The organism is Sinomonas susongensis (genome assembly GCF_005877005.1).
GTDB classification, from domain to species: Bacteria; Actinomycetota; Actinomycetes; order Actinomycetales; family Micrococcaceae; genus Sinomonas; species Sinomonas susongensis.
This window is the reverse complement of the sequence record NZ_SSNH01000006.1, coordinates 251691-271330: the sequence shown is the minus strand read 5'-3', so window position 1 is coordinate 271330 and position 19640 is coordinate 251691. Positions and strand designations below refer to the sequence as shown.

The window sequence follows — 19640 nt, the reverse complement described above, 5'->3', positions numbered from 1 at the left end:
CCCGATCCCAGCCAAAAAACCCAGCCCACACCACCACAACGGCAGCACAGGCCAGACAATCCAGCCATTCAAAAAAACGGCATCGAATCAAACATGGCACACTATTGAGTTCTCAAACAACAGGCCCCTCCGGAACCCCACCAGAACCTCTGGCCCGCTCCGAAGCAACTTTCCTAACCTACCGGCTCTGCCTCACCGAGTCAAACCGGCCAGCTGGCCAGCGGACTCGGTGCTACCGAGCAAGGGGGTCTCACGCCATCCTTCTCGGTGGCGCGGGATATGACTATACCACCGCTTCGGAGGGAGTGCCAACCGTCGGAGCGGCCCCGACAGATGGGCCCGGAATCCGCAGATTCCGGGCCCATCGCCTTACTCCTGTCCGCCTTGCTCCTGCCTTACTCCTGGGACTCGGGCACGAGGTACACGGCGCCCAGCGGCGGCAGCGTCAGGGTCACCGATGCGGGCTTCCCGTCCCACTCGCGTGCTTCGGCCATGACGAGGCCGCCATTCGTGACCCCCGAGCCGCCGTACTCCGTCGCGTCCGTGTTGACGACCTCGCGCCAGGCACCGCTCAACGGGACCCCCGTCGTGTAGTCGAGGTGGGGGTTGCCGGCGAAGTTGACAAGGCACACGAGCGGCCGGCCGTCGGCAGACCATCGGACGAACGAGAGGACGTTGTGGTTGTCGTCGTCCCCGCGGATCCACTCGAACCCAGCCGGGTCGTTGTCCTGGCTGTAGAGGGCAGGCGTCTCGCGGTACACCTTGTTGAGGTCCCGGAGCAGCCGCTGCAGGCCCTTGTGCGGTTCCGTGTCAGCGAGCCACCAGTCGAGGCCGTGCTCCTGGTTCCACTCTCCCTCCTGCCCGAACTCGCAGCCCATGAAGATGAGCTGCTTGCCCGGATGCGCCCACTGGTATGCGTAGAACGCACGGAGGTTGGCGAGCTGCTGCCAGCGGTCCCCCGGCATCTTCCGCAGCATCGAGCCCTTGCCGTGAACAACCTCGTCATGGCTGATCGGGAGCAGGAAGTTCTCGCTGAACGCGTACATGATCGAGAACGTGATCTGGTTGTGGTGCCAGCGTCGGTTGAACGGGTCCTCGTGCATGTACTGCAGAGAATCGTGCATCCACCCCATGTTCCACTTGAGCCCGAAGCCGAGCCCGTTCATCGACGTCGGCTTCGTGACGCCGGGGAAGGCGGTGGACTCCTCGGCGATCATGACGATGCCGGGGCTCCGCTTGTACGCCGTCGCGTTCGCCTCCTGAAGGAAGGAGATCGCCTCGAGGTTCTCGCGGCCACCGAACTGGTTCGGCCGCCACTCCCCTTCCTTGCGCGAATAGTCGAGGTAGAGCATCGACGCGACGGCGTCCACCCGCAGACCGTCGATGTGGTACTCCTCGAACCAGAACAGGGCGTTCGCCACGAGGAAGTTCCGCACCTCGGTCCGGCCGAAATTGAAGATGTAGGTGCCCCAGTCCGGGTGCTCGCCCTGCATCGGATCGGCGTGCTCGTAGAGGGGCTCGCCGTCGAAGCGTGCGAGGGCCCATTCATCCTTGGGGAAGTGGGCGGGCACCCAGTCCACGATCACGCCGATGCCGGCCTGGTGGAGCTGGTCCACGAGGTAGCGGAAGTCGTCCGGGTGGCCGAACCGCGACGTGGGGGCGTAGTAGGACGTGACCTGGTAGCCCCACGACCCGCCGAACGGGTGCTCGGCGACCGGCATGAACTCGACGTGGGTGAAGCCCATCTCCTTGACGTACTCGACGAGTTCCGTCGCGAGCTCCCGGTAGCTGAGCCCCGGCCGCCATGAGCCCAGGTGCACCTCGTAGACGCTCATGGGCAGGTTGTGGGGGTCACGGGTTGCGCGGGCCCGCATCCACTCCTCGTCCTTGAACGCGTACCGCGACTCGACGACGCGCGAGGCCGTGCGCGGCGGAACCTCGGTGCCGAATGCCATGGGGTCGGCGCGCTCGATCCAGTGGCCGGACTTGGTGAGGATGCCGAACTTGTAGCACGCCCCTGCTACAACGCCGGGGATGAAGATCTCCCACACTCCGGAGGAGCCGAGGCTCCGCATAGCGTGCTCGCGTCCGTCCCAGCCGTTGAAGTCGCCCTTCACCTGGACGGCCTGTGCGTTGGGGGCCCAGACGGAGAACGCCGTCCCCTCGATGTCGCCCAGGACCGAGTGGTAGTGCTGCACGCGGGCGCCGAGCGCCTTCCACAGCTGTTCGTGGCGTCCCTCGCCGATCAGGTAGAGGTCCAGCTCGCCGAGCGTCGGCATGAACCGGTACGGCTCGTCGACGTTGACGACGTGGCCGTCGCCGTACTCGACCTCGAGGCGATAGTCGGGCACGCCGCCGTCCTCCCTCGGAGGGAGCGCGACGACCCAGACCCCGTGGGACTCATGGTGCAGCGGGACGCGGCCCTCCGGGGTGATCGCGGTGACTCCGGTCGCGAGGTGCTTGACCGTCCGGATGGTCACGGATCCGCCTTCGCCGAGATGTGCTCCGAGGACTGCGTGCGGAGCGTGGAACGATCCGGACGCGACGCGGCTCAGGACATCCTGGGGGACCGGGATCGGGGCGATGGAATCCACCCTCCCCCGAGTCTCGGCACCCTCCTGCTCAGTGTGCTCCGACACGTCACTCTCCTCTCCTGGACGGCTTGCAACCGTCGGTTCTGCGAGTCTGCTTTGAGCGAGGGGCACGGCGTGCTCTCCCTCGGGAACGTAGGCGCTCAGCGCTGCGCGGACCGCACGCAGCGGGATCTCGGCCCAGGCGGGCCGGTTCCGCTCTTCGTACGCAACCTCGTAGAGCGCCTTGTCGAGCCAGAGGGCCGCGAAGAGCGGCCCGTCGAACGGGTCGGGCTGAGGCAGCACCTCGGCGTAGCCCTCCCAGAAGGCGCGGCCCGCAGCATCGGCCCACCCGGCGGGAACCCGGGCAGCCGGCACCGTGCGCTCCGCGGCTCCGGCAGCGTAGTCGAACGAGCGCAGCATCCCGACGACGTCGCGGAGCGGCACGTCGGGTCGGCTCCGCTCCGCGACTGGGCGGAGGGGCTCGCCCTCGAAGTCGAGGATCGCGTAGGGGCGCTCGGAGTGGTCCGGGAAGTGCAGGATCTGGCCGAGGTGGAGGTCGCCGTGGACCCTCTGGACGCGCAGGCCCCGCGCCTCGCCCGCGAGAGTCTCGAGCAGCCGCTCGAGCGCCTCGTCAGGCAGCCCCACGCTTCCCCGCACCTCCTGCCATGCAGCCCGGAGCCGCTCGCCGAGGACGCCCAGGAACTCGATCGCGGCGTCATTGTCGAGTTCCTCGCTGCCCAGACTGGTCTCGAGCGCCTGGTGGACGCGCGCCGTCGCCGCTCCGAGCCCGCGCGCGTGCCCCGAGAATTCCTCGCCTGCCGCCGCGGCGTCGAGCGCGAGCTGCCACAGGTCCTTCCCGCCGGGCAGGAATTCATGGACGACGGCGAGCTGACCGCGCACCGAGCCGTCGCCGTGGAGGCTCCACGCGCCGTCGACCCATCCGAGGGTTGCGGGCACGTCGGCGGCGCCGACACGGGCGAGCGCTGCGCCCAGCTCGACTTCGGGGTTGAGACCGTCGGCCGGCTGGCGGAGCACCTTCACCATCGCCTCGGCCTCATCCGACCGAACGATGATCGAGGTGTTCGACTGCTCGCTCGAGAGGACGCGGCACGTCACGTCGCCGGTCGGGATGCGGCCCGCGCCACTCGTGCGGCCCCAAGCCGTCCCGGCCTTCGCGGGGCCCCCGGATGAAATGAGGGCCAGGAGCGCGCGGACGAACGCAGGGTCATGCACCCCGTCGTAGATCCACCTCGGGCCGAACGCCGAATGTTCGCTCCGCCCGATGAGGGCGTGCCCGGCTTCCGGGAGCGGCTCCTCCCTGTACGTCACGGGGACGTTGAGCACGACCTCGAGCCGGCCGGCCTTGACCTTGACCAGCTGGATCTCGATGTCCACCTGGCCCTCGGGGTCCTCGAGCCGGATGCTGCCCGTGCGGGCGAACTCAGCCTGACGGCCCTTGGCCGGGTACCAGCGCTGGGACGGGAGCCAACGCTCGAAGAGCTCGGCGAGCGGCGGAGTGAGGATGGGCTCTTCTTGGGTGTGGGTCATTCGACCAGTTCCCCCTCGTGGGTGACGGTACCGCTCGAGGTGATGATCGGCATCGCCTGAGTGAACGGGCTGCTCGGGACGCTTCCGGCACTGCGGATCCGCAGCCAGTAGTACCCGTGCGGGCCCAGGGTCACATGGAACCGGCCGTCGGCGCCGACCTGTGAGAACGGCTCGCCCCCGAAGAGGTCGCGGAGCCCGCGTCCCTCGAAGCCCGCGAGGTCAAGGTGCGCGGCAACGGGATGGCCCGACAGGTTGAAGACGCACAGGACGGTCTCCCCCGGTTCCCCGGGAACCTCGTTCGGTCTGAGCTCCCGGACGAACGCCAGCACCTGTTCGACGTCGGCGCCGATGTTCCGGTAGGAGCCCAGGCCGAACACCGGGTGTCCGCGGCGCACTCCGAGGATGTTCCTCGTCCAGCGCAGGAGCGAACCCGAGTGGGCCATTTCCGCTTCCACGTTCGCCATCGAATAGTTGTAGACAAGCGATTGGATCGTCGGCAGGTAGAGCTTCCCGGGGTCCGCGACCGAGAAGCCCGCGTTGCGGTCGGGATTCCACTGCATCGGCGTCCGCACGGCGTCGCGATCCTGGAGCCAGATGTTGTCGCCCATGCCCACCTCGTCCCCGTAGTAGAGGAACGGGCTGCCCGGCAGCGAGAGCAGGAGCGCATTGATGAGCTCGATCTCGTGGCGGGAATTGTCCAGCAGAGGGGCGAGGCGGCGCCGGATGCCGATGTTGGCCCGCATCCGAGGGTCCGAGGCATACCAGCCGAGCATGGCCTCGCGCTCCTCGATCGTGACCATCTCGAGCGTGAGCTCGTCATGGTTGCGGAGGAACGTGCCCCACTGCGCGCCCGGAGGTATATCCGGGGTGTCGATCATGGTGTCGATGATCGGCTTGGCGCGCTGGTCCCGGAGCGCGTAGTAGAGGCGCGGCATGATCGGGAAGTGGAATGCCATATGGCACTCGGGCGCTTCCTCGGAGCCGAAGTACTCGACCACCTCGTGCGGGGGCTGGTTGGCCTCGGCGATGATGATCCGGCCCGGGTACTTCTGGTCCATCATCGCGCGAAGCTTGACGAGGAACTCATGGGTCGCGGGCAGGTTCTCGCAGTTGGTACCCTCCTCCTCGAAGAGGTACGGGATGGCATCCGCCCGGATGCCGTCGACGCCCTGGTCCAGCCAGAACCTGAAGACGTCGAAGACAGCCTCGACTACGGCCGGGTTCTCGAAGTTGAGGTCCGGCTGGTGGCTGAAGAAGCGGTGCCAGAAGAACTGCCGACGGATCGGGTCGAACGTCCAGTTCGACTCCTCCGTGTCGATGAAGATGATGCGCGCGTCCGTGTACTTCTGGTCGGTATCGCTCCAGACATAGAAGTCGCCGTACGGCCCGTCGGGGTTCCGCCTCGACTCCTGAAACCAGCGGTGCTGGTCCGAGGTGTGGTTGATCGGAAGGTCGATGATGATCCGCACGCCGCGGGCATGGGCCTCGGCGACGAGCCGCTGGAAGTCGCTGATCGAGCCGAATTCCGGCAGCACCGACTCGTAGTCCGAGACGTCGTAGCCACCGTCCCGCAGGGGCGACTCGAAGAAGGGTGGCAGCCAGAGGCAGTCGACCCCGAGCCACTGCAGGTAGTCGAGCTTGTCGATGAGGCCTTGGATATCGCCAGATCCGTCGCCATTGGCGTCCGCAAAAGCCCTGACGAGAACCTCGTAGAACACCGCCTTGCGATACCAGTACGGATCGTGTTGGAGGCCTGGCGCGTTCACATTGAAGTTCTGCTTCGCCTGCTGGCCTAGGTTCATCTGGCGTGTGCTCCTTCCGACGGTCTTGCCGACGTGTCCGGGCAGTGAGGCTACGGTAGCGCCGGCCGCTGCGGTCGGCTAGCGCCCCTCTCCCGCCGCCTAGCGCCGCACATGCAGGATGTGCGCCGGTTCGACGTAGGCGTCGAGACGGACGTAGTTGTCTGCTCCCCACTGCCAGCTTTGCCCCGAAATGAGGTCGTCAACACGGAACTTCCCCTCGCTGTCGAAGAGATCCGGGTCGAGATCAAGTGATTCGAGGTCCAGGTGCACGGAGGATTCGCGCGCGCTGAGGGGGTCGAGGTTGACCACGACGATGAGAGTGTCCTTGCTTCCGTCCTCGAGGACCTTGTGCTTCGAGAACACGATCGTGGCGTCGTCCGTACTCCAGTGGAGCGTGAGGTTCTGGAGGTCCTCGAGCGCCGGATGGGCGCGACGGATCTCGTTCAGCCGCGTGATGTACGGCGCGAGGGAGCGGCCCTCGGCCTCGGCTCGCGCCCAATCGCGCTGCTTGTACTCGTACTTCTCGTTGTCGATGTACTCCTCCGCCCCGGGGCGGGCCACGTGCTCGAAGAGCTCGAACCCGGCATACATGCCCCACGTCGGCGCGGCCGTGGACGCGAGCACGGCGCGGGCCTTGAATGCCGGGATGCCGCCGTACTGCAGGTACTCGGTGAGGATGTCCGGGGTGTTCACGAAGAGGTTCGGTCGGTAGAACGGAGCCCAGTCCTTCGAGATCATCGTGAAGAACTCTTCAAGTTCGGTGCGCGTGTTCCGCCACGTGAAATACGTGTAGGACTGTTGGAACCCCGCCCGCCCGAGGGCCTTCATCATCGCCGGCCGAGTGAACGCCTCTGCGAGGAAGACGATGTCGCCGTGCTCGTCGTTGACCTTGCCGATGAGCCATTCCCAGAACCACACCGGCTTCGTGTGGGGGTTGTCGACGCGGAAGATCCTGACCCCGTGGTCGATCCACAGGTTCACGATCCGCAGCACCTCCTTGCTCAGGCCCTCGGGGTCGTTGTCGAAGTTGAGCGGGTAGATGTCCTGGTACTTCTTCGGCGGGTTCTCGGCGTACGCGATCGAGCCGTCCACCCGGGTCGTGAACCACTCCGGGTGGGACTCGACCCAGGGATGGTCGGGCGACGCCTGGAGCGCGAGGTCGAGGGCCACCTCGAGGCCGACCTCGCGCGCACGGGCGACGAATGCGTCGAAGTCATCGAACGTGCCGAGGTCAGGATGGATCGCGTCGTGGCCGCCCTCGGCCGAGCCGATGGCCCACGGCGAGCCGGGATCGCCCGGGCCCGCGTTGAGGGAATTGTTGGGCCCCTTGCGGAACGCGTGCCCGATCGGGTGGACCGGCGGGAGGTAGATGACGTCGAATCCCATCGCTGCCACACCGGGAAGGCGTTCCGCCGCCGTGCGGAAGTTCCCCGACGTCCACTGCCCGGTCTCGGGATCGCGATAGGCCCCCTCGGAGCGGGGGAAGAATTCGTACCAGGCGCCGCGGCCGGCGCGGTCACGCTCGACGAGGAGCGGGAAGTGCTCCGTCTCGGTCACAAGCTCGCGGATCGGGCGGCGCTCGATGACCCCCAGGACTTCGGGGGTTTCCCCGGCCGCCAGCCGCTCCTCGACGGGCCGATTCCCGTCTGCGAGGATCTCCGCCGCCCCACGCAGGACGGCGCGGTCGGCCTCGGGGCGGGCCTCGTCGTCGGCCGCGTCCCGCAGGAGTGCGGCACCCTCGGCGAGCATGAGCTCGACGTCCACGCCCGCGGCGATCTTGACGTCCGCGTTGTGATGCCAGGTGCCGTACCGGTCGTGCCACGCCTCGATCGTGAAGCTCCAGAGGCCGGGCTCGCCCGGCGTGAGCACTCCCCCCCAACGGTCGAGGCCCGGCCCCAGCGACTCGAGCCGCACACGCTGCTTCTCCTCGCCCTGCGGGCTGTGGAGGACGGCGGTGACGCCGAGCGCATCGTGCCCTTCGCGGGTCGCCGTCGCCGCGACCAGAATCTGTTCGCCCGGGAGGGCCTTGGCGGGGAACCGGCCTCCCTCGACGAGAGGCGAGACATCGGTGATGGGGAACCGTCCGAAGCGGAGCTTGTCGGGAAGCGCGGTCTCGAGTCCAGGCACTGCGGAATCCTTTCGCGGCGGACACAGCCCCGAGGCTCGATCTGCGAAGACCGAACCGAGAGGGCCGATTCATGCGCCACGATAGCCGGACACGCGGGCGAAAGCGAAGGGCTTGACGTACGAGCAAGTCGGGTAAGGGGAAGGCGAAGTGCGTCATTCACCCGCTCGTTACCTGAGGGTATTCAGCATCGTGTCGCGCTCGGATAGGGTGGCGCTCGTGAAGGCCATCCGTCGATTCACCGTCCGCACCGTCCTCCCCGAACCGATTGGGGCTCTGGCGTCCCTCGCCACCAATCTGCGTTGGTCCTGGCATCAACCCACGCGGGACCTCTTCGAGAGCCTCGATCCGGACCTGTGGGCCGAGAGCCGGCACGATCCGATCGGCTTCCTCGGGTCTGTCACACGGGAGAAGCTTGCCGCGCTCGCGGCCGACGCAGACGTCGTCGAGCGGGTGGCCGAGGCGGGCGAGGATCTGCGCCGTTACCTCGAGGACCCCCGCTGGTACCAGACGCTCGGCACCGAGGCGCCCCGGTGCATCGCGTACTTCTCGCCGGAGTTCGGCATCACCGAGGTCCTGCCCCAGTACTCGGGCGGTCTCGGCATCCTCGCGGGCGACCACCTCAAGGCGGCCTCGGACCTCGGGGTGCCCCTCATCGGCGTCGGCCTCCTCTACCAGTCCGGCTACTTCAAGCAGGCGCTCTCCCGGGACGCGTGGCAGCAGGAGACGTATCCCGTCCTCGACCCGGACGCGCTCCCCCTCACGCTCGTGAGGGAGGAGGACGGCAGCCCCGCCGTCGTCACGCTCCCCCTGCCCAACGGCCGCAAGCTCCACGCCTGCATCTGGCGTGCCGACGTCGGCCGCGTCCCGCTCCTCCTGCTCGACTCGAACGTGCCGGCCAACGACGACGGCGCACGCGCGGTCACCGACCGCCTGTACGGAGGTGGCGGCGACCACCGCCTCCAGCAGGAACTCCTCCTCGGCATGGGCGGCGTCAAGGCGCTCCGGATCTTTGAGCGCCTCACCGGCTGTCACACGCCCGAGGTCTTCCACACGAACGAGGGCCACGCTGGCTTCCTGGGGATCGAACGGATCCAGGAGCTCATGGCAGCCGAGGACCCGCTCAGCTGGGACGAGGCACTCGTTGCGGGCCGCGCGTCGACCGTCTTCACGACCCACACCCCTGTCGCGGCGGGCATCGACCGCTTCGATGCCGCGCAGATCAAGTACTTCTTCGACGCGGGCCTCGCGCCGGATGTGCCCAGCGCGAAGATCCTCGAGCTGGGCCGCGAGAGCTACGACGGCGGCGACCCCTCGGTGTTCAACATGGCCGTCATGGGACTCCGCCTCGCCCAGCGTGCGAACGGCGTCGCCAAGCTTCACGGCGAGGTCTCCCGCGCAATGTTCTCCGGGCTGTGGCCGGGCTTCGACCACTCCGAGGTGCCCATCACGTCCGTCACGAACGGCGTGCACGTCCCCACCTGGATCGACCCCAGCGTCACGACGATGGCCGAGCTCATGGAGCCCGGCGCAGCTGTGGGCGGACGCTGGGACCTCGTCTTCAACGTGAGCGACGAGGAGATCTGGGCGGTGCGGCGCAAGCTTCGCGGTCGCCTCATCGAGGACGTACGACGGCGGGTGCGCGCCTCGTGGAAGAAGCGCGGCGCGGCAGACGCCGAGCTGCGCTGGACCGACACGGTGCTGGATCCAGACGTGCTCACGATCGGCTTCGCGCGCCGCGTTCCGACGTACAAGCGGCTCACGCTCATGCTGCGCGACCCGGCCCGGCTCAAGCGGCTCCTGCTCGATCCTGAGCGCCCGGTCCAGATCGTCGTCGCCGGAAAGTCGCATCCCGCCGACGAGGCGGGCAAGCGGATGATCCAGGACCTCGTCCGGTTCACGGACGACCCCGAGGTCCGGCACCGGATCGCGTTCCTCCCGAACTACGACATCGCGATGGCCCGCACCCTGTTCCCCGGCTGCGACGTCTGGCTCAACAACCCGCTGCGGCCGCTCGAGGCCTGTGGAACGTCGGGGATGAAGGCTGCGATCAACGGCTCCCTCAACCTCTCGGTCCTCGACGGCTGGTGGGACGAGATGTACGACGGGCAGAACGGCTGGGCGATCCCGACCGCCGGAGACAAGGCGAGCGCCCAGGAGCGCGACGACGTCGAGGCCGGAGCCCTCTACGACCTCCTCGAGAACCAGATCGCGCCGCGCTTCTACGGCGTCCCCAACCGGGCCGCCGGGGCGGATTCCGCGGGTGCCGCGGGGCCCTCTCCCGACGGGCCGCACGGCGTGCCGAAGAGCTGGATCTCGATGATCAAGCACACGCTCTCCCACCTTGGCCCCGCCGTCTCGGCCGACCGCATGCTCGGAGACTACGTGCGCGAGCTCTACACTCCGGCCGCCGCCTCCGGCCGTTCGGCCCGTGCCGACGACTTCCGGCAGGCCCGCGAGCTCGCCGCGTGGACGAAGCACATCCGGACGAACTGGTCACAGGTGCACGTCGAGCACATCGACTCGAGCGGGCTCTCCGAGGTGCCGCAGATCGGCGACACGCTGCACGTCAACGCATACCTCAACCTCGGTGTCCTCAACCCGAGCGACGTCCTCGTGGAGCTCGGCTACGGTCGGGTCGACGAGAGCGACGAGCTCACGCACACGCGCATCGAAGAACTCGAGGCGGCACAGAACCTTGGCAACGGGCGCTACATGTTCAGCGGGAAGGCAATGATCGAGCACTCGGGCCCGTTCGGCTACACGGTGCGCGTCATGCCCAGGCACGAGGGGTTGGCGTCCAAGGCGGAACTCGGCCTCGTCGTCAACGCGGGCTAGGGAGCCGTCCTCACGGCGTCTTCCCGTACGGCGTCCGCGCGGCAGGCTTCTGCTCCGCGGGCGCACCGAGCCGGGCCCGGTAGATGGTGACCGACCACGGTTCGGCGACGTCGGCCTGGCTGCTTGCGAAGACCGTGCCGATGCGCTGTTCGCCGCGGGGAGCGGTCGAGTAGCGCAGCTCGAAGGCATACTCCTTCGCAAACGGCTCGGGGAACACGAGGGTCCTTTCCTCCGGGCTCCCGTTGATCACGACGAGTCCGTCGAGAAAACCCTCGCGCGAGCCCAGCAGGAACTGCAGGACGCGCTGGCGCGGATCCTGCCAGCGGTCCGGGTCCATGGGCCGCCCGTCGGAGCCGAACCAGTGGAAGTAGTTGCCCTCTTCACGGGCGGGGTAGCTCGGCGGCTGCCGCTCGAGGAAATCGCGCCGGATCCGGATGAGCCAGCGGGTGTGGTCGAGGAGCTCCCGCCCGGCCGAGTCGAGGTTCCAGTTGAGCCACGTCGTCTCGTTGTCCTGACAGTAGGCGTTGTTGTTCCCCTGCTGGGTCCGGCCGAACTCGTCGCCGGCAGTGATCATGGGGACGCCGAGGGACACCATGAGGGTGGCCATCATGTTCTTGGCCGACTGGGTGCGCGCCGCGATGATCGACTCGACCTCGGTTCGGCCCTCGAAGCCGTGGTTGTAGCTCCGGTTGTCTGTTGCGCCGTCGCGGTTCTGCTCGCCGTTCGCCTCATTGTGCTTGCGTTGGTAGGCGGTGAGATCGGCAAGCGTGAAGCCGTCGTGGGCGGTCACGAAGTTGATCGACGCTATGGCGGTCCGGCCCGAACCGGCGAACAGCCCGTGCGAGCCTGAGAGGACGTCCGCGAGCCGCGCCGTCGGGCCGCCTTGGCCGCCGTTCTCGATCGCTCCCCGGTCGGAGAGCCAGAAGTCGCGGACTGTGTCGCGGTAGTGATCGTTCCAGTCCGCCCAGCCTTGGGGGAAGCGGCCAGTCTGCCAGCCGCCCATGCCGACGTCCCACGGCTCGGCGATGAGCTTCGTCCGCGAGATGACGGGATCGGCTGCCGCGGCCACGAGGAACGGGTGCAGGGGCGTGAACTGGTGCTGGGCGTCACGGCAGAGCGTGACGGCGAGGTCGAAGCGGAACCCGTCGATCTGGTAGTCCTCTGCCCACATGCGCAGGGAGTCGAGCGCGAGTTGGACGACGCGCGGGTTCCCGAAATCGAGGGTGTTCCCGCAGCCCGTCGTATCGATGTACCGACCCTCGGGATCCGTGCGGTAGTAGTTGCTGTCCCCCAGCCCGCGGAAGTTCACGAGCGGGCCGTTCGGCCCCTCCTCCGCCGTGTGGTTGTAGACGACGTCGAGGATCACCTCGATGCCGGCGGCGTGCAGGAGCTTGACCATGCCCTTGACCTCGTCCTGCACCGCCTGGGGCCCTGCTGCCTGGGCTGATGCAGTCGCATAGGCCGCGTGCGGGGCGAAGAAGGCCGCCGTGTTGTAGCCCCAGTAGTTCTCGAGGCCGAGGTACTGGAGGTGCGACTCGTCGAGGTGGACGTGGATGGGAAGGAGCTCGACGGCGGTGATGCCCAGCTGCTGCAGGTGGGTGATCATCACGGGGTGGGCCATGCCGGCGTAGGTGCCGCGCAGGTCCTCCGGGATGTCCGGGTGGCGCATGCTCTGGCCTCGAACGTGCGCCTCGTAGATGATCGAGTCGCGCCACGGGGTTCCGGGCTTGCCGATGCCGCCCCAGTCGAAGTGGTCGTGCACGCGCACGCCCATGAGCTGCTCCCGCTCCGACTCGCCGGTCTCGTCCGGAAGCTCGACAGTGACCACCGCGCGAGCGTAGGGATCGAGGAGGAGCTGTCCCTCCCCAGGCCTAGGCACTTTGCCCTTCGCCGTGGTCCGGGCGGCGAAGGCATAGCGGGTCCCCTCCGGCATGCCCGCAACTAGGCCGTGGTGCACGCCGTCCGTGAGCTCCGGCAACGGCTCCTTGTGCCACGTCCCGCCCTGATCGAGGAAGTGCACGTCGACGGCGTCGAGCGCGGGAGCGTAGACCGCCAGGTTGACGGTCTGGGTCGCCTGCTGTTCCGCGCTGCGTGCTGGCGTGAGACCGAGCGGGAACGGCTGCGATGGAGTGACCACGAAGGCCAGCGGCATCGTCATGTTGCTGCTCATCGCGCCCATCCTACTTTCGCTCGGTGACCACAGGGTTGCGACCGTTCAGAGGGTGACTCGATTGGCGAGCACCGGGAGGGCCCGCCGCGCCTCCTCGGCAGTCCCGGGGTCGACGTCCGCGTACAGGACCTCCGGAGCATCGCCGGCGCGTTCGATGAGCTTGCCGTACGGCCCGACAACCGCGCTCCGGCCGATGCCCGTCGGCGCACCGCGGCGCGCCTCGACTCCCGCCGCGGACGGGTCGGACTGCCCGCACGCGAGCACGTAGCTCGTCGTGTCGGCGGCACGGGCTCGCACCAGGAGGTCCCACTGGTCGGCTTTACCCGGCCCGGCCCCCCACGACGCACAGACGATGTGAACCTGGGCTCCGGCGGCCGCGTTGGCGGTGAACAGGGCCGGAAACCGCACGTCATAGCACGTCGCGAGACCGAATGTGACGCCATCGAGCTCGAATCGGACGGGCTCGATGCCCGCGGTGACCGTCTCCGACTCCTTGAACCCGAACGCGTCGTAGAGGTGGATCTTGTCGTAATGCGTATCGATCCCACGCCCGTGGACGAGCAGCGTGTTGCGCACGGTGCCGGGTTCCCCCGGCGTGAACATCCCGACCACGACGACGACGGCCGCCTCGTCGGCGGCCGTGCGGACGGCCGTCGCCCAAGGGCCGTCGAGCGGCTCGGCGATGTCGACGAGCGAGTTCCCGAAGGCGCGCATGCTCGCCTCCGGGAAGACGACGATGTCAGCACGACGCGCCGCCGCCTGCCGGATCCCGGCTCGGACGAGCTCGAGGTTGGCCTCGAGCTCGCGGCCAGTGGTGAGCTGCACGAGGGCGACGCGCACGGCCATCAGCGGGCTCCGGCCCGCCGAGTGGAGACCTCGTAGAGGGAGATCGCGACCGCCATCCCGGCGTTGAGCGATTCCATGCCGGAATCGATCGGGATCGAGACGATCTGGTCGCAGAGCTCGCGCGTGAGGCGCGAGAGCCCCTTGCCCTCGGATCCGACGACGAGGACGATCGGCTCGGTGGCCAGCTCGAGTCCGGGGAGCTTCACGTCGCCGTCCCCGTCGAGGCCGAGCACGAAGTACCCTGCCTCCTTGGCCTGGCGCAGCAGGGTGTTCAGGTTCGCGGCCTTCGCAACGGGAACGCGAACGGCAGCGCCCGCGCTCGTCTTCCACGCGGCCGCCGTCATCCCCACACTCCGGCGCTCGGGCACGATCACGCCCTGTCCCGAGAAGGCCGAGACGGAGCGGATGATGGCGCCGAGGTTGCGGGGATCGGTGATCCCGTCGAGCGCAACGAACAGAGGCATCGACGGAATGTGGCCCTTGTGCCACTTCCCCATGGTCTCCTCGACGAGCTCGAACGCGTCCGGGTACTCGTACTGCGGGATCTGGAGGGCGAGGCCCTGATGGATCGCGTCCCCCGTCATCCGGTCGAGCTCGGGCTTCTGGGCCTCGAGCAGCGGGATGCCCGCCTCCGCCGCGAGCTTCATGGACTCGCGGACCCGATCGTCCATCTCGGTGCGCACGGCGACATACAGGGTCTTTGCCGGGACCCCCGCGCGGAGCGCCTCGACCACGGAGTTGCGGCCGGTCACCATCTCCTCCATGCCCCTCGGCCTGCCCGATCCCCGCCCCTCGGCAAGCCGGCCCGGCTGGCCCTGTCGCTTCGATGCCGAACGGGCCGCGAGTTCCTTGGTCCGGTGGGCCTTGTGGTAGACACGGTCCTCTGCCTTCGGCGTGGGTCCCTTGCCCTCGAGCGCTTTCCGCCCGTGGCCTCCCGTGCCGACGGTCGCACCCTTCTTGTTGGTCTTGCGTGCGCCGGGGCGCCCGTTGGCGGCCATCTATGCTCCCGTTCCGGTAGTGCTGATCTGAGGTTGCGCGAGGCTCCAGGTGGCCCCATCGCTCGAGTCTTCGACAAGGATTCCCGCCGCCGAGAGGTTCTCGCGGATCGCGTCCGCGGCGGCCCAGTCCTTCGCGGCGCGGGCCTCCGCGCGGGCCGCGAGCTGCGCGGCGACGAGCGCGCCCAGCGCCCGGTGGGCGACGTCGTCGGACGTTCGGCCCACGGTGCCCGCGGCATCCAGTCCGAGCACCGACGTCATCGCGAGGACCTCGTCGAGGGCCTGCCCGGCCACCTCGACATCTCCCTCGGCGAGCGCGGTGTTGCCCCGCCGGACCGTCTCGTGGAGGACCGCGAGGGCCTGCGGAACATTGAGGTCGTCGTCCATGGCAGCCGCGAAGGCCGGGGGGACAGCGGCTTCTGCTGCCCCGCGGGCCGTGCCCGCGCCGTCGTCCGCTGCCTTCGACACCGGGGTGCCAGTCCTCGCCCGCGCCTTCTCGATGAAGCCGTCGATTCGCTCGACGGCCGCGGCCGCCTCCTGAAGCGAGGTCGGACGGTAGTCGAGGACCGAGCGATAGTGGGCCTGCCCGAGGTAATAGCGGACGACCCGGGGGCTCGCAAGCTCTAGCATCTCCGCCGGCGACACGACGTTTCCGATGGACTTCGACATCTTTTCGCCCTCGAACGTGACCATGCCGTTGTGCATCCAGAAGTTCGCGAACCCGTCGCCGGCCGCGGTCGACTGCGCGAGCTCGTTCTCATGGTGCGGGAAGCGCAGGTCCAGGCCGCCGCCGTGGATGTCGAAGCGCGCGCCGAGGTACTTCGTGGCCATCGCCGAGCACTCGAGGTGCCAGCCGGGGCGCCCCCGCCCCCACGGGCTCGGCCAGCTCGCCGTCTCGGGCTCGCCGGCCTTGTGCCCCTTCCAGAGGGCGAAGTCGCGGGGATCCCGTTTCCTGTCTTTGAATTGGGCTTCGACGTCGGTTGCCGCCTGCATGTCATCGATGCTCTGATGCGTGAGCGCGCCGTACTCGGGCCACGAGCGGACGTCGAAATACACGTCTCCCGAGCCGTCTTGGGCCGGATAGGCGTGTCCGCGCTCGATGAGCCGTGCGATGAGCTCGTGCATCTCCGTCATGTGGCCGGTAGCGCGCGGCTCATAGGTGGGGCGCTGGACTCCGAGCGTCTCGTACGCCGCCTCGAACTCCTGCTCATAGCGGTATGCGAGGGCGAACCACTGCTCCCGCGGCCGATAGGTGCCCTCGGGGACGAACCCGGGCTCGAAGGAAGCCTCGCTCTTGGCGAGGATCTTGTCGTCGATGTCGGTGACGTTGCGGACCACCGTCGTCTCGAAGCCGCGGTAGGCGAGCCAGCGCGTCAGCTGGTCGAAGACGATAGCGGAACGGACGTGCCCGACGTGAGGCGACCCCTGCACCGTCGCGCCGCAGTAGTACACGGTCGCCTGACCGGGCACGAGCGGAAGGAAGTCACGGACTTCCTGGGTGGCGGAGTCGTAGAAGCGCAGGGTCACTCGTCAAGGGTATCGGTCGGGAGTGCGTCCGGTGGCGGCGCGGGGTACACGAGGGCCGTCGCGACGGCGGCGACACCCTCGCGCCTTCCCGTGAAGCCGAGGTGATCGCTCGTCGTGGCCGAGACGCACACAGGGGCGCCCGCGGCCTCCGAAAGGACCCGCTGCGACTCCTCCCGACGGGGCCCGAAGACAGGCCGCTGCGCGATGAGCTGAACCGCGATGTTGCCGATCTCGAAACCGGCGGCGCGCACGATGCGGGCCGCCTCGGCGAGCAGCGCGGCGCCCGACGCGCCCGCGTACTCGGGGCGCCCGGTCCCGAAGTGCGTGCCGAGATCGCCGACCCCGGCCGCGGAGAACAATGCGTCCGCCGCGGCATGGGCCACCGCATCGCCGTCGGAATGGCCGGCGAGGCCCCGCTCCCCCTCCCACAGGAGACCGCCGAGCCACAGGGGCTGCGGCTCGCCGTCCGGCGCGTAAGCATGGACATCGAGGCCGACGCCGGTGCGCGGCACGATCATGACGCCTCCTGGGCTTGGGCGGACGGGGCAGAGCCGGTGCGCGCGCGTTCGGGTTGGGCGGGGTCGGAACTGCGACGGGCAGGGGCGGCGGCGGCCGCCGCGAGTGTCTCGGCAAGCTGCAGATCGAGGGGCGTCGTGATCTTGAGCGAGCGCGGGTCACCAGGGACCACGTACACCGGGAGGCCGAGCGACTCGACGAGCATGGCGTCATCGGTGATGGCAGCAGCACGTTCTTCCGGCCAGCTGTCCGACGTGCGGTGGGCCCGGAGGAGCGTCTCGGCGTCGAAGCCCTGCGGGGTCTGCACGGCGCGGAGCGTCTCCCGCGCCGGCGTCCCGGTCACGACCTCGCCCGCCACGGATGCCTCCTCGTCGATCGTCGGCGCGACACTCTTGACGGTGTCTGTCACCGGGATCGCGGGAATGACGGCTGCCGCCCGGTGCCGGAGCGCGGCGACCACTCGGTGGAACACCTCGGGGGGCGTGAGCGGGCGGGCCGCGTCGTGCACCAGGACGTATGCGGTTCCCGGGTGGAGGGCCGTGAGGGCCGCACGGACCGATTCCGGCCTCGTCGCACCGCCTTCGACGATAGTGATCTCGGGGGCGCTGGGGGCGCCCTCCGACGCGGACAGCTCGTGGGCGAACCCTCGGCACACGGCCGTCAGCTCGGCGTCGTCCGCCGGAACGGCGACACACACCTGCCGTGCGACTCCCGCGGCGACGACGCCGCGGAGCGCGTGCACGAGCATCGGCTCTCCGCCCACAGGCACGAGAGCCTTGGGCATCCCGTGTCCGAGGCGGGTTCCGGACCCTGCCGCAACCACGACGACGGCGACCGGCTGGTCGGGCGCGTCAGCTGGCGGGATTGGCGCTGGGGCGCTGGCGGGCGAAGTCACGGGAGAAAGCCTAGCGGGAGCCGGGCGCTGACCCGGGCGCCGCCGTCGTCCGCGCGCTGGCCCTGACGGGTTCCCGAGGCCTCGCTCCCAACTCCCCGACTTTCACGCCGAACTCCCCAGGATCTGCGCCGAACTCCCCAACTTCCACGCCGAACTCCCCAACATCTGCGCCGAACTCCCCAACATCTGCGCCGGGATCCCCCGTGATTCAGCAGCCCCCGCGGCGTGGACACTCCGAAGGTTGGGGAACCCGGAACGGAAACTGGGGAACCCGGCGGTGAAACTGGGGAACCCGGTGGTGAAGTTGGGGAACCCGGAACGGAAACTGGGGAACCCGGCGGTGAAACTGGGGCACGCAGAGGGTCCCGGAAAACACGAAGACCCCGCAGCGTTTGCTGCAGGGCCTTCGGGAGTCTGGAACTCAGGAAGCGAGGACCTCGTCGAGGACACTCGCGGCCTGCTCTTCATCCGTCTTCTCAGCGAGCGCGAGCTCGGAGATGAGGATCTGACGGGCCTTGGCCAACATCCGCTTTTCACCGGCGGAGAGGCCACGATCCTGATCGCGGCGCCACAGGTCGCGGACGACCTCGGCAACCTTGATCACATCGCCGGAAGCGAGCTTCTCAAGATTTGCCTTGTAACGGCGGGACCAGTTGGTCGGCTCTTCGGTGAATTCGGCACGAAGGACGTCGAATACGTGCTCGAGACCTTCCTTGCCCACAACATCGCGGACTCCTACGAGATCCACGTTTTCAGCTGGTACTTCAATCGTCAGGTCACCCTGGGCCACTTTGAGCTTGAGGTACATCTTCTCTTCGCCCTTGATGGTGCGCATTTTGATCTCTTCGATCTTGGCTGCACCGTGGTGGGGGTAAACAACCGTCTCGCCAACCTCAAAAACCATGTGGACATTCCCCTTTCCCGCTAACTAGTCTATCACGCCCGATAGTTGGATCTGGGCTCGGGAGGGCCCGCGATCGGCGGAATCATGCGGGAGAGCGCTTTCTGGACCGGCTGGGGTGGGGGTTGACGAATCCTCAAGAAAGTGCTTCAAGTCACGGCGCGGCACGTCTCGGAATCTACAGTCTGTCGAAATTCGGGCTACGCTAGGGGCGACCTGACCTCTTACACCCATCCAACAGGAGCGAGCTGTGCGTTTCACTGCTTCGACCCCCGTCAAGCGCGTTGCCCTCGCGGCCGCGATCGGCGTGGGCCTGCTGACGGCCACCGGCTGCGGATACATCAACCCGCAGCAGACCGCCTCCCCCTACGCGGCGTCTGACGGCATCGATGCCAACGTCGGATCACTTCAGCTGCGCAACGCACTCATCGCTTCCTCGGGCAAGGAGGGCTCCTCGCCGACGCCGAGCGCCAACGCCTCCGGCCGACTGCTCGGCAGCCTCTACAACACGTCGTCCAACGACATCTCGGTCACCATGACGACCCCCGGCCAGAGCACCGTCAGCCTGACCGTCCCGAGCAACGGCACGATCAGGCTCGAGTCCGATGCGTCGCCGGTCGACTTCGCCCAGGTGGGCGGCATCCCCGGCTCCCTCGTGAGCGTCAAGGTCTCCGACGGGAGCTCGACCCAGGACGTTCAGATCCCCGTCCTCGACGGGACTCTCTCGCAGTACCGCCAGTACCTTCCGACGCCGTCGTCGAGCGCGTCCAGCTCCGCGACGTCGAACTCAGCTTCAAGCGCATCGAGCTCTGCTTCGTCGAGCGCGTCCAGCTCCGCGACGCCGTCAGCGACGGCGAGCCACTGACCGTAGCCTCCGGAAGCTTCGCAGCGAACGACGACGGCC

Annotated in this window: 12 protein-coding genes; 2 read left to right on the top strand and 10 right to left on the bottom strand. The window is 68.3% G+C overall.

Translation table 11 applies throughout. From position 1 onward, the window contains the following. Positions 1-395: 395 nt before the first annotated feature. The 3 genes from glgB to E6A21_RS10465 form a co-directional block, all read right to left on the bottom strand. Positions 396-4121, bottom strand: coding sequence for a 1,4-alpha-glucan branching protein GlgB (gene glgB, locus E6A21_RS10475; RefSeq protein WP_138444074.1), 3726 nt, complete (start codon positions 4119-4121; stop codon positions 396-398). Next, a complete protein-coding gene (treS, locus tag E6A21_RS10470; RefSeq protein WP_138444073.1) occupies positions 4118-5923 on the bottom strand; it encodes a maltose alpha-D-glucosyltransferase in 1806 nt (601 codons plus the stop codon). Before treS ends, glgB begins: the two co-directional genes overlap by 4 nt. A 99-nt stretch (positions 5924-6022) precedes the next feature. Further along, positions 6023-8050 (bottom strand): alpha-1,4-glucan--maltose-1-phosphate maltosyltransferase, encoded by a 2028-nt coding sequence (locus tag E6A21_RS10465; protein WP_138444072.1) that lies wholly within the window; start codon positions 8048-8050, stop codon positions 6023-6025. Between the two features lie 217 nt (positions 8051-8267). Here E6A21_RS10465 and glgP point away from each other — a divergent pair, with 217 nt between their 5' ends. Continuing rightward, a complete protein-coding gene (glgP, locus tag E6A21_RS10460; protein ID WP_212745912.1) occupies positions 8268-10886 on the top strand; it encodes an alpha-glucan family phosphorylase in 2619 nt (872 codons plus the stop codon). Between the two features lie 10 nt (positions 10887-10896). Here the strand turns inward: glgP and glgX are convergent, their stop codons facing one another. The 7 genes from glgX to E6A21_RS10420 all read right to left on the bottom strand — a co-directional run bounded on the left by glgX (position 10897) and on the right by E6A21_RS10420 (position 18739). Continuing rightward, entirely contained in the window at positions 10897-13044 is a 2148-nt protein-coding gene (gene glgX, locus E6A21_RS10455; protein ID WP_138444106.1) for a glycogen debranching protein GlgX, read from the bottom strand. A gap of 57 nt (positions 13045-13101) precedes the next feature. Further along, positions 13102-13896 carry a carbon-nitrogen hydrolase family protein gene (locus E6A21_RS10450; RefSeq protein ID WP_138444105.1) on the bottom strand — a complete coding sequence of 265 codons (795 nt, stop codon included), beginning with the start codon at positions 13894-13896 and terminating at the stop codon, positions 13102-13104. 5 nt (positions 13897-13901) lie between these two features. Then, a complete protein-coding gene (gene rlmB / locus E6A21_RS10445; protein WP_138444071.1) occupies positions 13902-14900 on the bottom strand; it encodes a 23S rRNA (guanosine(2251)-2'-O)-methyltransferase RlmB in 999 nt (332 codons plus the stop codon). Further along, complete coding sequence (gene cysS / locus E6A21_RS10440; protein WP_138444070.1) at positions 14901-16424, bottom strand: cysteine--tRNA ligase; 1524 nt, start codon at positions 16422-16424, stop codon at positions 14901-14903. It lies immediately after the preceding gene. Next, positions 16421-16942: a 2-C-methyl-D-erythritol 2,4-cyclodiphosphate synthase gene (gene ispF / locus E6A21_RS10435; RefSeq protein WP_138444069.1), complete on the bottom strand. Its 522-nt coding sequence runs from the start codon at positions 16940-16942 to the stop codon at positions 16421-16423. Before ispF ends, cysS begins: the two co-directional genes overlap by 4 nt. Then, positions 16939-17805, bottom strand: coding sequence for a 2-C-methyl-D-erythritol 4-phosphate cytidylyltransferase (gene ispD / locus E6A21_RS10430; protein ID WP_138444104.1), 867 nt, complete (start codon positions 17803-17805; stop codon positions 16939-16941). Before ispD ends, ispF begins: the two co-directional genes overlap by 4 nt. A gap of 451 nt (positions 17806-18256) precedes the next feature. Next, complete coding sequence (locus E6A21_RS10420) at positions 18257-18739, bottom strand: CarD family transcriptional regulator (protein ID WP_043124850.1); 483 nt, start codon at positions 18737-18739, stop codon at positions 18257-18259. A gap of 247 nt (positions 18740-18986) precedes the next feature. Here E6A21_RS10420 and E6A21_RS10415 point away from each other — a divergent pair, with 247 nt between their 5' ends. Beyond that, positions 18987-19601 (top strand): hypothetical protein, encoded by a 615-nt coding sequence (locus E6A21_RS10415; protein ID WP_138444067.1) that lies wholly within the window; start codon positions 18987-18989, stop codon positions 19599-19601. The last annotated feature ends 39 nt before the right edge of the window (positions 19602-19640 follow it).

Coding starts and splice junctions, on each gene's coding strand:
- glgX (WP_138444106.1), bottom strand. CDS start 13,044: ATGACGATGCCGCTGGCCTTCGTGGTCACTCCATCGCAGCCGTTCCCG.
- rlmB (WP_138444071.1), bottom strand. CDS start 14,900: ATGGCCGCCAACGGGCGCCCCGGCGCACGCAAGACCAACAAGAAGGGT.
- glgB (WP_138444074.1), bottom strand. CDS start 4,121: ATGACCCACACCCAAGAAGAGCCCATCCTCACTCCGCCGCTCGCCGAG.
- treS (WP_138444073.1), bottom strand. CDS start 5,923: ATGAACCTAGGCCAGCAGGCGAAGCAGAACTTCAATGTGAACGCGCCA.
- E6A21_RS10420 (WP_043124850.1), bottom strand. CDS start 18,739: ATGGTTTTTGAGGTTGGCGAGACGGTTGTTTACCCCCACCACGGTGCA.
- ispF (WP_138444069.1), bottom strand. CDS start 16,942: ATGATCGTGCCGCGCACCGGCGTCGGCCTCGATGTCCATGCTTACGCG.